The sequence below is a fragment of the Kitasatospora sp. NPDC057512 genome (assembly GCF_042802135.1).
Lineage (GTDB): Bacteria > Actinomycetota > Actinomycetes > Streptomycetales > Streptomycetaceae > Kitasatospora.
Map to the genome: position 1 here is coordinate 1 of NZ_JBHVET010000147.1, position 13,876 is coordinate 13,876.

The window sequence follows — 13,876 nt, forward strand, 5'->3', positions numbered from 1 at the left end:
TTTGAAGACAGGCCCTGTACGGCCCGCGGAAACGGGACCGGTCCGCACACCCCGAGGGGCGTACGGACCGGTCCGGGGTCAGGGACGGTGTCAGTCCTTGATCTCGCAGAGCGCGGCGCCGCTGCTGACGCTCGCGCCGACCTCGGCCTTGAGGCCGGTGACGGTGCCCGCCTTGTGGGCGTTCAGCGGCTGCTCCATCTTCATCGCCTCCAGGACCACGATCAGCTCGCCCTCGGCGACGACCTGGCCCTCCTCCACGGCGACCTTGACGATGGTGCCCTGCATCGGCGAGGCCAGGGTGTCGCCGCTGACGGCCGAGCCGGCCTTCTTGGCGCCCACCCGGCGCTTGGCCTTGGCGGAGCCCGCCGCACCGGCCGCCGGGGCCGCCGCGACGCCCAGCGAGGACGGCAGCGAGACCTCGATCCGCTTGCCGCCGACCTCGACCACCACGGTCTCCCGGGTCTCGGCCTCCTCGCCGTCACCGGCCGCGCCGGCGAACGGCGGGATGGTGTTGTCGAACTCGGTCTCGATCCACCGGGTGAAGACCGTGAACGGCCCGTCGCCGTCAGTCGTCCCGGAACCGCAGATCTCGGGCGCGAACGCCGGGTCGGTGACGACCGCCCGGTGGAACGGGATGGCGGTGGCCATGCCCTCCACCCGGAACTCGGCCAGCGCGCGGCGGGCCCGCTCCAGGGCCTGCTTGCGGTCGCGGCCGGTGACGACCAGCTTGGCCAGCAGCGAGTCCCAGGCCGGGCCGATGACCGAGCCGGTCTCCACGCCGGAGTCCAGGCGCACGCCCGGGCCGGACGGCGGGGCGAACAGCGTCACGGTGCCGGGCGCGGGCAGGAAGCCGCGGCCCGGGTCCTCGCCGTTGATGCGGAACTCGAAGGAGTGGCCGCGCACCTCGGGGTCGCCGTAGCCGAGCTCCTCGCCGTCGGCGATCCGGAACATCTCGCGGACCAGGTCGAGGCCGGTGACCTCCTCGGTGACCGGGTGCTCCACCTGGAGACGGGTGTTGACCTCCAGGAAGGAGATCGTGCCGTCCAGCGCGACCAGGAACTCGCAGGTCCCGGCGCCCTCGTAGCCGGCCTCCTTCAGGATGGCCTTGGACGCCCGGTACAGCTCGGCGTTCTGCTCGTCGGTCAGGAACGGCGCGGGTGCCTCCTCGACCAGCTTCTGGTGGCGGCGCTGGAGCGAGCAGTCACGGGTGGAGACGACCACCACGTTGCCGTGCTTGTCGGCCAGGCACTGGGTCTCCACGTGCCGCGGGTTGTCCAGGTAGCGCTCGACGAAGCACTCGCCGCGGCCGAAGGCGGCGACGGCCTCGCGCACCGCGGACTCGTACAGCTCGGGGATCTCCTCCAGCGTGCGGGCGACCTTGAGGCCGCGCCCGCCGCCGCCGAAGGCCGCCTTGATGGCGACCGGCAGGCCGTGCTCCCGGGCGAAGACGACGACCTCGTCGGCGCCCGAGACCGGGTCCGGCGTGCCGGCCACCAGCGGGGCGCCGGCCCGCTGGGCGACGTGCCGGGCGGTCACCTTGTCGCCGAGGTCGCGGATGGCCTGCGGCGGCGGGCCGATCCAGATCAGCCCCGCGTCGAGGACGGCCTGGGCGAAGTCGGCGTTCTCCGACAGGAACCCGTAGCCGGGGTGGACGGCGTCCGCGCCGGAGTCGGCGGCCGCCTTGAGGACCTTGGCGATGTCCAGGTAGCTGGTAGCGGGGGTGTCACCGCCCAGCGCGTAAGCCTCGTCGGCCGCGCGGACGTGCAGCGCATCCCGGTCCGGCTCGGCGTAGACGGCGACGCTGGCGATACCGGCGTCCGAGCAGGCACGGGCGACGCGGACAGCGATTTCCCCGCGGTTGGCGATGAGCACCTTGCGCACTGTGGCTCCCTTCTTGAACCTCGTTGAGTTTATGGATTCCTGGGCAGTACCGGCGAGTAGCCCCGGGTTGTGAACTATCCCACACGCTCGGTGATGGGTTTTCCGGCCCCGCGGGCGGCCCCGTGGACGACGCCGCAGGTCGGCGCCGGTCCGCCCGGATCGGCGGGGGCCACAGCGGGTGACCGGCCCGCGGCGCGGCGGGAGGGTGGCATGGGCCACAGTCTCGCGCGGGCCGCTCAAGCGGCGCCGGAGCGGGCGGCGGGCCGCCGCAGCGCCTCGGCCGTCACGTCGGCCGCCACCTCGACCATGTCCGGCCCGTACGCCTCCGGGTTGACCACCCGCAGGACGAGCGCGAAGGTGCCGTCCCGCCCGTACTTCCGGGCGAGTTCGCGGTGGTGCGCGACCAGGTGGCGCACCCCGGCCTGGTTGGCGGTGCCGGTCTGGCCGGAGACCAGGAACACCGGGCGGCCGCCGTCCGGGGTGGCGATCCGGGCGAGCAGGACGTGCGTCTCGTCCGGACCGGCGGTGAAGTCCCGCTCGCCCACCACGAGGACGTTGCTGCCCGGGCCCGGCCCCGAGGTGATCAGCACGCCCGGCAGGCCCCAGGCCAGGTGCGCGGCCATCCGCTCGTTGCTGACCGGACCGCCCAGGCACAGCTCGGTCTTGGCGCCCAGGCCGCGGTGCGCGGCGTCGTGGGCCACCAGCTCGGGCCGCGCCCCGCACTCCTCGACCAGCCCGGCCAGCCACATCAGCGCGTACGCGTCGCGCCGGGTCACGGTGTGGGCGTGCGAGCCCGTCCCGATGCTGCGCGGCACCACGATCAGGCACTCGCTGCCGCCCGGCAGCCCGAAGAACGCCCGCACCCGCTCGATCCTGCGGCGCCGCCGCAGCACCTGGGCCAGCCAGCCGAGGCCGGCGCTGATCGCGCTGGCCACCAGGCCGAGCACCACGTTGAGCACGCTGTCGGTCATCTGCCGCGTCCCCTCCCCGTTCGAACGCCGGTCAGCTTAGGGGTACGACCGCCGGGTCCGGGAGGTCAGCTGTCGTTCCGGGCCCACAGGTCCGTGATGCGCACGTCGAGGTCGGCGAGCAGCCGGCGCAGCAGCGGCAGGGAGAGGCCGATGACGTTGCCCGGGTCGCCGTCGATGCCGTCGACGAAGGGCGCGGAGCGGCCGTCCAGGGTGAACGCCCCGGCCACGTACAGCGGTTCGCCGGAGGCCACGTACGCGGCGATCTCGGCGTCGTCCGGGGTGCCGAAGCGGACGGTGGTGGAGGCGGTGGCCGAGGACTGCCGGCCCGTCGCGGTGTCGATCACGCAGTGGCCGGTGCGCAGCACGCCGGAGCGCCCGCGCATCGACTGCCAGCGGGCCAGCGCCTCGGCGGCGTCCGCGGGCTTGCCGAGGGCCAGGCCGTCCAGCTCCAGGACGGAGTCGCAGCCGATCACCAGCTCGCCGTCGGCGAGTTCGGCGGCGACGGCCTTCGCCTTGGCCTCGGCCAGGACGAGCGCGAGCTCGCCGGGGGTGGCGGCGGTGATGGCGTCCTCGTCGACGCCGCTGACCACCACGCGCGGGTCGAGGCCCGCCTGGCGCAGCAGCCCGAGGCGGGCGGGGGAGGCGGAGGCGAGGACGAGGGGGCGCTGGTCGGTCATGTCCACCAGCGTAGGGGGTGCCGGTGTCCGCCGTTCGGGTGAACGGCTCAGGTGAAGGAGCGGGAGATCATGATCAGCACGGCGCCGACCAGCACGATGGCGGCGAGCACCTTGCCGGCCCGCTGCATCCGCTCCTGCATCCGACGGGCCTCGGGCGAGGGCTCGTCACGGGGGTCTGACCAGAGCACCCGTCCAGAGTGCGCCGCGCGGGGGTGCGGGCGCCTGAGTATCCGTACTCAGGTTTCGGGCAGCGCGGGCGGCGGTGTGCCCGGTGCGGCACGGAGGGGGAGGGCGGCGGGGCCGTTCTCCCCCTCCACGCCGCGGAGTTCAGTGCGCCCAGCCCGAGGTCCGCCAGGCGTTCGGGCCCGGACGGGCGGCGAGACGGAGCCGGCGGGCGCGGTCGCCCCAGGGGGAGTCCGGGCCGGCGCCGGCCCTGCGGGCCGCCTCGGCGGCGGCCTGTGCGGCGGCGGCCCGGGCCTGGACCACCGCCAGGACGGTGGCCAGCTCCTCGGGGGTCGGCTGCCCGTGCAGCACGTGGATCGACATGGCTGGTTCTCTCCCGACAGGGACGGGGCCTACAGGGGGATGTTGCCGTGCTTCTTCGGCGGCAGCACCTCGCGCTTGCCGCGCAGCGCCCGCAGACCGCGGACGATGTGCCGGCGGGTCTCGCTCGGCGCGATCACCGCGTCCACGTAGCCGCGTTCGGCGGCCAGGTAGGGGTTCAGCAGGGTGTCCTCGTACGAGGCGATCAGCTCGGCCCGCTTCTCCTCGACGGTGCCGGCCGCCTCGGCCTCGGCGATCTCCCGGCGGTGCAGGATGTTGACCGCGCCCTGCGCGCCCATCACGGCGATCTGCGCGGTCGGCCAGGCCAGGTTGAGGTCGGCGCCCAGGTGCTTGGAGCCCATGACGTCGTACGCGCCGCCGAAGGCCTTGCGGGTGATCACGGTGATCAGCGGGACGGTGGCCTCGGCGTAGGCGTAGATCAGCTTGGCGCCGCGCCGGATGATGCCGTCCCACTCCTGCTCGGTGCCGGGCAGGAAGCCGGGCACGTCCACGAAGGTCAGCACCGGGACGTTGAAGGAGTCGCAGGTGCGGATGAAGCGGGCGGCCTTCTCGCTGGCGTTGATGTCCAGGCAGCCGGCCAGGTCCATCGGCTGGCTGCCGACGATGCCGACGGACTGGCCCTCGACCCGGCCGAAGCCGGTGATGATGTTGCCCGCGAACAGCGGCTGGGTCTCCAGGAACTCGCCGTCGTCGACGATGTGCTCGATCACCGTGCGCATGTCGTACGGCTGGTTCGCCGAGTCCGGCACGACGGTGTCGAGTTCGAGGTCCTGCGCCGTGACGTCGGCGAACGTGAGGTCGAAGGACTGATCGGGGTAGGACGGCGGGTCGCTCAGGTTGTTGGAGGGCAGGTACGAGAGCAGGCTCTTGACGTACTCGATCGCCTCCTTCTCGTCCGCGGCCAGGTAGTGGGCGTTGCCCGACTTGGTGTTGTGGGTGCGCGCGCCGCCCAGCTCCTCCATCGCGACGTCCTCGCCGGTGACGGTCTTGATCACGTCGGGGCCGGTGATGAACATGTGCGAGGTCCGGTCGGCCATCACCACGAAGTCGGTGATCGCGGGGGAGTACACCGCGCCGCCGGCGCAGGGGCCCATGATCAGCGAGATCTGCGGGATGACGCCGGAGGCGTGCACGTTGCGGCGGAAGATCTCGCCGTACAGGCCGAGCGAGACCACGCCCTCCTGGATCCGGGCGCCGCCGGAGTCGTTGATGCCGATGACCGGGCAGCCGGTCTTCAGCGCGAAGTCCATCACCTTGACGATCTTCTCGCCGAAGACCTCGCCGAGCGAGCCGCCGAAGACGGTGAAGTCCTGGGCGAACACGGCGACCTGGCGGCCGTCCACGGTGCCGTAGCCGGTCACCACGCCGTCGCCGTACGGCCGGTTCCGCTCCTGGCCGAAGTTGGTCGAACGGTGCCGGGCGAACTCGTCGAACTCCACGAAGGAGTCCTCGTCCAGCAGTTCCACGACCCGTTCGCGGGCGGTCAGCTTGCCCTTGGCGTGCTGCTTCTCCACGGCCTTGGACGAGCCGGAGTGCACCGCCTCGTCCAGCCTTCGCCGCAGGTCGGCGAGCTTGCCGGCGGTGGTGTGGGGGTCGTACGGCGCCTCGGTCATCCGGTGGCTCTCCCTGATCCATGGCCGCGACCTGTTTCGAGTGCGCGCGGGGCCGGGTGGTGGGCCCGCGCATGAGGGCAGGGCGGCGCTACGAACTACCGCTGGGTAGCGTAGCCAGCGCGGAGGGCGATGCGGCACGTCCCGGCGTCATGACCATCGACACAGTTCTGTTGACGGTGGTTCTGCGGGACGATGGGGCGGCCTACGCCCCGGACCGGATCTAGGGTTTTCCCATGACCGCACCCGAGACCCCCCGCCGCAGCGGACTGCGCGGCTTCGGCCACGCCGGACCGTCGCCCTGGACCGACCTGGACCGTCCGCCGCTGGACGAGGAGGCGCTGCGCCGCGTCCTGCTCGTCCCGGGCGGCCTGTGGACCTCCCTGGACGTCGTCGCCGAGACCGGCTCCACCAACAGCGACGTCGCCGCCCGGGCCGCGGCGGGCGCCGGGCAGGGCGCGGTGCTGGTGGCCGAGGCGCAGAGCGCCGCCCGTGGCCGGCTGGACCGGCGGTGGACCGCCCCGCCCCGCTCCGGGCTGTTCCTGTCCGTGCTGCTGCGCCCCGAGGAGGTGCCGGTCGAGCGGTACGGCTGGCTGCCGATCCTGGTCGGGGTGGCCGCGGCCAGCACGCTGGGCCGGGTCGCCGGGGTCGAGGTCGGGCTGAAGTGGCCCAACGACCTCCAGACGGAGATCGACGGCGCGGAGCGCAAGCTCGGCGGCATCCTCACCGAGCTGGCCGGCGGCGCGGTGGTGGTCGGCATGGGCCTCAACGTCTCGCTGCGCGCGGAGGAACTGCCAGTCCCCACCGCCGCCTCGCTCGCGCTGGCCGGCGCCACGACCACCGACCGGGGCACCCTGCTGCGCGCCCTGCTGCGCGAACTCGCCGAGCTGTACCGGGAGTGGACGGCCGCCGCGGGCGACCCGCACGCCAGTGACCTGCTGCGCGCCTACGTGGACCGCTGCACCACGCTCGGCCGCCAGGTGAAGGTGCACCTGCCGGGCGACCGCGAGCTGGTCGGCGAGGCCGTCGCGGTGGACGGCGACGGGCGGCTGGTGATCCGCACGCCCGACGGCGTACGCCGGGCGGTCGGCGCGGGCGACGTCGTCCACGTACGCCCCGAGCCCCGCTGAACGGCACTCTTCACCTCTCCTTGACCCGGGCTGATGCCCCGGATCCGACGATTCCGTGCGAACATTCCACCTGGCAGCGGTGTGAGGCGCGCCACTGCCCGCCCGGGTGGCGGAGTGCGCGCCCGGACAGGTAGGACACGAGGCGAGTGCGGCGATCGCACGGGGACGGACCGGTGGCAGAGGACGGCAGCAGCGGCGCGACGGCGGGCGGCAACGACCCCACGGTCGCGCTCGAACTGGAACGCCTGATCCTGGACGCGCCGCGCCGCTACACCCCGTACCAGGCCGCGCGCGCCGCCGACGTCCCGATGGAGCTGGCCACCCGCTTCTGGCGCGCCATGGGCTTCCCCGACATCGGGCAGTCCCGGGCGCTCACCGACGGCGACGTGATCGCGCTGCGGCGGCTGGCCGGCCTGGTCGAGTCCGGGCTGCTCAGCGAGTCGATGGCGATCCAGGTGGCCCGCTCCACCGGCCAGACCACGGCCCGGCTGGCCGGCTGGCAGATGGACACCTTCCTGGAGAACCTCACCCAGGCCGTCGAGCCCGGGCTGACCCGCGCCGACGTCGCGTACCCGCTGGTCGAGCTGCTGCTGCCGGAGCTGGAGCAGTTCCTGGTGTACGTCTGGCGGCGCCAGCTGGCGGCCGTCACCGGCCGGGTGGTGCAGGCCGCCGAGGACCACGAGATCACCAGCGGGCGGCTCGCCGTCGGCTTCGCCGACCTGGTCGGCTTCACCCGGCTGTCCCGGCGGCTGGAGGAGGAGGAGCTCGGCGAGCTGGTCGAGACCTTCGAGAACACCTGCTCGGACCTGATCGCCGGGCAGGGCGGCCGGGTGATCAAGACGCTCGGCGACGAGATCCTCTACGTCTCCGAGGACCCGGCGACCGCCGCCGAGATCGCGCTGAGCCTGATCGAGGCGCTGGCCGGGGACGACACCATCCCGCCGCTGCGGGTCGGCATGGCCTTCGGCACGGTCACCTCGCGGATGGGCGACGTCTTCGGCACCACCGTCAACCTGGCGAGCCGGCTCACCTCGATCGCGCCCAAGGACGCGGTGCTGATCGACGGCGAGTTCGCCGCCGCGCTGGAGCAGAACGGCAGTGTCGCCCCGGCCGACGCAGAGGGGCCCGGGCTGGCCGAGGCGCTGTCGGCAGCGGCCGGGATGCCCGCCTCCGGGCTGCCGATCCCGGGCCCGGACGACGGGGCCCGGTTCCACCTGCAGCCGATGTGGCGGCGGCCGGTGCGGGGGCTCGGCCTGGTCGAGCCGTGGCTGCTCACCCGGCGGCTGAAGGCCGAGTAGCGCCCGCGGGCGGGGCCGTGCGCGGACGGTGGCCGTACGCGGCGTACCCGGGTGTCGCGCGTACGGCGGGCCCGCGCGGGGAAGTCGTGTGCGGTGGACGTGCGCGGGCAGACGCATGCGGTGACGGCGTTCGTGGGCACGCTTTCCCACGGCGGACGGGCCGTTCCGGGTGCTGAACGGTTGAAAGTCGTACGTTCTGCTGCGGGTCCGCCCGGGCAAACGGGGCATAAGCGAACGAAACCGCCCTAGTCTTGGTGCAAGCGGCCGGTCGGGTGCGGTCGGCCGACGGGGGTCCGGCAGGACCGAGCACAGGGAGCGAGGCGAGCCGGTGAGCAGTGAGGCGATCATGACGGACCGCGAACGCGACTGCGACTGCGGCGGCTCGCGGCACCCCGACCCGCTGCCCGACCTGAGACTGCAGTCCGTGGTCGAGCTGGCCCAGGACATGGCCGCCGCGCTCACCCCGCTGGAGGCCGTCCGGGCCGCCGCCGCCCGGGCCACCGAGGCGCTCGGCGCCACCATGGCCGCCGTCTCGGTCTGGGACCGCGAGTCCGGCCGGCTGCGGGTGCTGGTCAACCACGGCGACCTCGCCCCGGGCGAGGAGGAGCTGCCCGAGGACGAGTCGTACCCGGTCGCCGACTTCCCCGAGATCGTCACGTACCTGGAGGAGCGCTGGACCACCGGGCGGCTGCCGCGCGCCTGGCTGCAGAGCGCCGAGAACAGCGTGCAGCACGCCGGGCACGCCCACCCGACGGCCGGCGCGTACTGCCAGGAGCGCGCCGCGGCGCTGCGCCGGCGCGGGCGGGCCTGCTGCGTGGTCGCGCCGGTCGTGCTGCACGGCCAGGCCTGGGGCGAGCTGTACCTCGCCCGGTCGGCCGGGATGCCCGAGTTCACCGAGGCCGACGCCGACTACGCGACCCTGCTCGCCGCCCAGGTCTCCGCCGGGCTGGCGCAGACCGAACGCCTCGCCGACCTGCGCAGGCTCGCCTTCTCCGACCCGCTCACCGGCCTGGCCAACCGGCGCGCCGTCGACGCCCGGCTGGAGAGCGCGCTGGAGGCGCACAACCGGGACAACACCGTGGTCTCCCTGGTGGTCTGCGACGTCAACGGGCTGAAGCGGGTCAACGACCAGCTCGGCCACGAGATGGGCGACCGGCTGCTGGAGCGGTTCGCCCACCAGCTCTCGCTGGCCGCCGCCAGGCTCCCCGGCAGTCTCGCCGCCCGGCTCGGCGGTGACGAGTTCTGCCTGCTCGTGGAGGGGCAGAAGGCCGACGAGGTGGTCTCCGTCGCCGAGGAGCTGTGCGCCCGGGCGCTCGCGCTCTCCGAGGGCGAGGGGGTGGCCTGCGGGGTCGCCTCCACCGGGGACTCGATCGGGCCCGTCACCACCCCCGACCGGCTGTTCCGGCTCGCCGACGCCGCCCAGTACCGGGCCAAGGCCGCCCGGGCCGCCCACCCCGTCGTCGCCGGGCGCAGCCACGGCCCCGGCTTCTCGCCCGACCCCACCGTGCTGCTCGCCGACGCCGCCGACCCGCACCACCGGGCGGACGGGCGGCGCGGGCCGAACGGCCGGGCCGGGGCGGGCGACCGGCGGCGGTTCCGCGGCGCCGCCCACAGCGCGGACCCGGGGCAGCTGCTCACCGCGGTGCTCGCCTCCCTGGACCAGGCCGCCACGGCCCGGGCCGTCCACCCCGCGGACACCCTCGGCAAGCTGGTCGTCGTCGCCGAGGCCTCCGCCCGGCTGCTGGACGCCGTCGGCTGGTGGGTCTCGTACGTCCCGCCCGGCTCCCACCTCATGCGCACCGCCCAGCACGCCGTCTACCGGATGACCAGCGGCCCCAGCAGCGTCCGCGCGGAGACCCAGCGGGCCCAGATCGAGGCCCCCGACGCGGTCTTCGACCTCCGGCACTACCCGATGACCCGCCGTGCCGTCCGCGGCGGCGCCTTCGCCCTGCGGGCGGGCGCGGCCGGCAACGATCCGGCGGAGGAGGCGATGCTCGTCGTCTCCGGCTACCGGGGCATGGTGGCCGCGGGCGGCCAGAACCCGGCCGGCGGCTGGCTGGTGGAGCTCTTCGCCGACGACGCCACGCTGCCGCTGGGGCAGGCCGCCTCTGCGATGCGCGCCCTGGTCTCGGTCGCCCTGGCGGGGCCGGCCTCGCCGCCGGCGGTCTGAGGGGCCGGTCGTGGTGGTGGCCGTCCGTCCCGGTCAGGCGTCGGAACCGCCGCCGGCGGACGGCGGGTTGAGGGCCAGCATGGCGGCGTCGACCAGGCGGTCGGCGTGCTCGTGGGTGAGCGGGCCGAGCCGGTACTGCCAGCGGTAGTAGAGCGGGCCGTAGACGATCTCGATGGCCAGGTCGAGGTCGGTGTCGGGGGCGATCTGGCCGGCCTCGCGGGCGCTGCGGAGGCGGTCGCGGGTGACGGCCAGCAGGGGGTCCAGCAGGCGGGTGCGGTGTTCGGCGTGCAGTGCCGGGTCGTTGAGGATCTCCGCCATGATCGCCCGGTAGGTGCGGTCGGTGTCCGGGTCGGCCAGCTCGTCGCTGGTGGGGCGCAGGACGGCGCGGAGGTCGGCGGCGAGGTCGCCGGTGTCGGGGAGCGCGATGCCGCCCCCGTGCTCGCCGGCGGCGAGGAAGGCGTCGAAGACCACGGCGCCCTTGGAGGGCCACCACCGGTAGATGGTCTGCTTGCCGACGCCGGCGCGGGCGGCGATCGCTTCGATGGTCAGCTTGCCGTAGCCGATCTCGGCGACGAGTTCGGTGGTGGCGGCGAGGACGGCGGCGTGTGCGCGCTCGCTGCGTCGGGCGGGGTCGGGAGCTGTTCTGGAGGCCATGGGAAAAATTCTATGCGAGACGGCGAGACGAGACGTATTGTCTTCCCAGCATTTGCGAGACGGATCGTCTCGTCTCATCCGCCATCCCCCGGAGGTGCCCGTGAACCGCCCCCCTGCACACATCCTGATGGTCTCCATTCCCGCCCATGGGCATGTCAATCCAAGTCTCGCCGTGATCACCGAGCTGGTCGCCCGGGGCCACCGGGTCAGCTACGTCAACGACCCCTCCTTCCGGGAGGTCGTCGAGTCCACCGGCGCGACCCTCGTCCCGTACCCGACCAGGCTGCCGCTCACCGACGACCCGGCCGGCTGGCCGTCCGACCTGGTGGCGATCCAGGAGGTGTTCCTGGACGACACGCTGTCGATGTGGCCCGTCCTGCTGGAGGCCTTCGAGGACGACCGCCCCGACCTGGTGCTCTACGACATCGGGGGCTTCGCCGGGCGGGCGCTCGGCGAGCGGCTGGGCGTGCCGGTGGTGCAGCTGTCGCCCGCCTTCGTCGGCTGGGAGGGCTTCGAGGAGGACCTCGTGGCGATGTTCGAGCCGTTGCGCAACGGCCCGGGCGGCCCCGAGCACTACCGCCGGTACGCCGACTGGCTGGCCGAGGCCGGCACGGTGCAGCGCGACGTGGAGGGCTTCAAGAACCGCCCCGAGCGGTGTGTCGCGCTTGTCCCGCGCGCCCTCCAGCCCAACGTCGACCGGGTCGACGAGCAGCGGATCAGCTTCGTCGGGCCCTGTTTCGGCGACCGCGCGCACCAGGGCGCGTGGCAGCGACCGGCCGGTGCGGAGAAGGTGCTGCTGGTCTCGCTGGGGTCGGCCTTCACCCACCAGCCGGCCTTCTACCGGGCCTGCGTGGAGGCCTTCGGCGACCTGCCGGGCTGGCACACCGTGCTCCAGGTCGGCAAGCACACCGACCTGGTCGAGCTCGGCGAGGTGCCGGACACCGTCGAGGTGCACCGGTGGGTGCCGCAGCTGTCGGTGCTCTCCCAGGCGGACGCCTTCGTCACCCACGCGGGCATGGGCGGCTCCAGCGAGGGGCTGTTCCACGCCGTGCCGATGATCGCGGTGCCGCAGGCCGCCGACCAGTTCGCCAACGCGGACGCCCTGGTGGGCCTCGGCGTCGCCCGTCGGCTGGACACCGAGCAGGCCACCGCGGAGGCGCTGCGCGCCGCCCTGCTGGAGCTGACCGGCGACCCGGCGGTGGCCGAGCGGCTGGGCGAGCTGTCCGCCGCCGGACGGGCCGAGGGTGGCACCGCCCGGGCCGCGGACCTGATCGAGGCCGAGCTGCCCGTGCAGTGATCCTGATCGAGGCCGAGCTGCCAGTGCCGTGATGCGGGGGCGGCCGGGGGCCGCGGTGTGCGGCGCCGATCCGGAGGGCGGAGAATCCGGATGGCGAGCACCTGTTGTCATATCTTCATTCACCTGATGAGATGGTGTATATGGATATGCACAGTGCTGTGGCCCCCGACGCTCCGCTGGTCCTGGTCGGCAAGGCCGACGTCGGCGCCGAGGACGTCCTGGCCGTCGCCCGGGGCAACGCCCGGGTCGAGATCGGTCCCGACGCGCTGGCCGAGATGGCGGCCGCCCGTGCGCGGATCGACGCCCTCGCGGCCGAGCCGCGCCCCGTCTACGGCGTGTCGACCGGCTTCGGCGCGCTCGCCGTGCGCCACATCAGCCCCGAGCTGCGCGCCCAGCTGCAGCGGTCGCTGGTGCGCTCGCACGCCGCCGGCATGGGGCCGGCGGTCGAGCGCGAGGTGGTCCGCGCGCTGGTGTTCCTGCGGATGAAGACGCTGGCCTCCGGCCGTACCGGCGTCCGGCCGCTGGTCGCGCAGACCATGGCCGCCCTGCTCAACGCGGGCATCACCCCGGTGGTGCGGGAGTTCGGCTCGCTCGGCTGCTCCGGCGACCTCGCGCCGCTCTCGCACTGCGCGCTGGTCCTGATGGGCGAGGGCACCGCCACCGGCCCGGACGGCGTGGAGAAGCCCGCCGCCGAACTGCTCGCCGCCGCCGGGATCGAGCCCGTCGAGCTGCTGGAGAAGGAGGGCCTCGCCCTCATCAACGGCACCGACGGCATGCTCGGCATGCTGGTGATGGCCATCGCCGACCTCCAGCGGCTGTTCACCACCGCCGACATCACCGCCGCGATGAGCCTGGAGGCGCTGCTCGGCACCGACAAGGTGCTCGCCCCCGAGCTGCACGCCCCGATCCGCCCGCACCCGGGCCAGGCGCTGAGCGCCGCCAACATGCTCGCCGTCCTCAAGGACTCCGGCCTCACCGGCCACCACCAGGACGACGCCCCGCGGGTCCAGGACGCGTACTCGATCCGCTGCGCCCCGCAGGTGGCCGGCGCCGGCCGGGACACCCTGGCGCACGCCCAGCTGGTCGCCGCGCGCGAGCTGGCCGCCTCGGTCGACAACCCGGTGGTGCTGCCGGACGGCCGGGTGGAGTCCAACGGCAACTTCCACGGCGCCCCGGTCGCCTACGTGCTGGACTTCCTCGCCATCGCCGCCGCCGACCTCGGCTCCATCTCCGAGCGCCGCACCGACCGGCTGCTCGACAAGGCCCGCTCGCACGGCCTGCCGGCCTTCCTGGCCGACGACCCGGGCGTGGACTCCGGCCTGATGATCGCCCAGTACACCCAGGCGGCGCTGGTCAGCGAGAACAAGCGGCTCGCCGTCCCGGCCTCGGTCGACTCGATCCCGTCCTCCGCGATGCAGGAGGACCACGTGTCGATGGGCTGGTCGGCCGCGCGCAAGCTGCGCCAGGCGGTGGCCAACCTCGGCCGCATCCTGGCCGTCGAACTCACTGCCTCCGCCCGCGCGCTGGAGATCCGGCAGCAGGCCGACGGGGCCGGCGGGCTCGCCCCGGCCACCGCGGCCGCGCTGGCCGCCGCCCGCGAGGCGGGGGTCGGCGGCGCCGGCCG

General features: G+C 74.1%; 11 protein-coding genes and 1 pseudogene. 5 read left to right on the forward strand and 7 right to left on the reverse strand.

The window, feature by feature from the left end:
• Positions 1 to 90 precede the first annotated feature (90 nt).
• From ACFU6K_RS12860 to ACFU6K_RS12885, 6 genes are all read right to left on the reverse strand, one after another.
• Positions 91 to 1,881, reverse strand: coding sequence for an acetyl/propionyl/methylcrotonyl-CoA carboxylase subunit alpha (locus ACFU6K_RS12860; protein WP_380662593.1), 1,791 nt, complete (start codon positions 1,879 to 1,881; stop codon positions 91 to 93).
• Positions 1,882 to 2,117: 236 nt separating this feature from the next.
• The gene (locus ACFU6K_RS12865; RefSeq protein WP_380662594.1) at positions 2,118 to 2,852 is read right to left on the reverse strand and encodes a hypothetical protein; all 735 of its coding nucleotides are present in this window, start codon (positions 2,850 to 2,852) and stop codon (positions 2,118 to 2,120) included.
• A gap of 65 nt (positions 2,853 to 2,917) precedes the next feature.
• Positions 2,918 to 3,529 (reverse strand): nucleoside triphosphate pyrophosphatase, encoded by a 612-nt coding sequence (locus ACFU6K_RS12870; RefSeq protein WP_380662595.1) that lies wholly within the window; start codon positions 3,527 to 3,529, stop codon positions 2,918 to 2,920.
• Positions 3,530 to 3,576: 47 nt separating this feature from the next.
• Positions 3,577 to 3,717, reverse strand: a complete 141-nt coding sequence (gene mmpB / locus ACFU6K_RS12875) for a morphogenic membrane protein MmpB (RefSeq protein ID WP_380662596.1) — start codon at positions 3,715 to 3,717, stop codon at positions 3,577 to 3,579.
• A 139-nt stretch (positions 3,718 to 3,856) separates the two neighbouring features.
• Positions 3,857 to 4,075, reverse strand: a complete 219-nt coding sequence (locus tag ACFU6K_RS12880; RefSeq protein ID WP_049655770.1) for an acyl-CoA carboxylase epsilon subunit — start codon at positions 4,073 to 4,075, stop codon at positions 3,857 to 3,859.
• Between the two features lie 29 nt (positions 4,076 to 4,104).
• On the reverse strand, positions 4,105 to 5,706 hold the full coding sequence (locus tag ACFU6K_RS12885; protein WP_380662597.1) for an acyl-CoA carboxylase subunit beta: 1,602 nt from the start codon (positions 5,704 to 5,706) through the stop codon (positions 4,105 to 4,107).
• A 233-nt stretch (positions 5,707 to 5,939) separates the two neighbouring features.
• Between ACFU6K_RS12885 and ACFU6K_RS12890 the strand changes: the two genes are divergently transcribed.
• From ACFU6K_RS12890 to ACFU6K_RS12900, 3 genes and pseudogenes are all read left to right on the forward strand, one after another.
• Positions 5,940 to 6,833: a biotin--[acetyl-CoA-carboxylase] ligase gene (locus ACFU6K_RS12890; RefSeq protein ID WP_380662598.1), complete on the forward strand. Its 894-nt coding sequence runs from the start codon at positions 5,940 to 5,942 to the stop codon at positions 6,831 to 6,833.
• Between the two features lie 173 nt (positions 6,834 to 7,006).
• Positions 7,007 to 8,131: an adenylate/guanylate cyclase domain-containing protein gene (locus ACFU6K_RS12895; RefSeq protein ID WP_380662599.1), complete on the forward strand. Its 1,125-nt coding sequence runs from the start codon at positions 7,007 to 7,009 to the stop codon at positions 8,129 to 8,131.
• Positions 8,132 to 8,576: 445 nt separating this feature from the next.
• Positions 8,577 to 9,710: pseudogene (locus ACFU6K_RS12900) on the forward strand (diguanylate cyclase domain-containing protein); the annotation flags it as partial.
• Positions 9,711 to 10,334: 624 nt separating this feature from the next.
• Here the strand turns inward: ACFU6K_RS12900 and ACFU6K_RS12905 are convergent.
• On the reverse strand, positions 10,335 to 10,955 hold the full coding sequence (locus tag ACFU6K_RS12905; protein ID WP_380662600.1) for a TetR/AcrR family transcriptional regulator: 621 nt from the start codon (positions 10,953 to 10,955) through the stop codon (positions 10,335 to 10,337).
• A gap of 127 nt (positions 10,956 to 11,082) precedes the next feature.
• Here ACFU6K_RS12905 and ACFU6K_RS12910 point away from each other — a divergent pair, with 127 nt between their 5' ends.
• Positions 11,083 to 12,252, forward strand: coding sequence for a macrolide family glycosyltransferase (locus ACFU6K_RS12910; protein WP_380662602.1), 1,170 nt, complete (start codon positions 11,083 to 11,085; stop codon positions 12,250 to 12,252).
• Positions 12,253 to 12,398: 146 nt separating this feature from the next.
• The coding region (gene hutH, locus ACFU6K_RS12915; RefSeq protein WP_380662601.1) for a histidine ammonia-lyase at positions 12,399 to 13,876 on the forward strand (1,478 nt) is incomplete at its 3' end.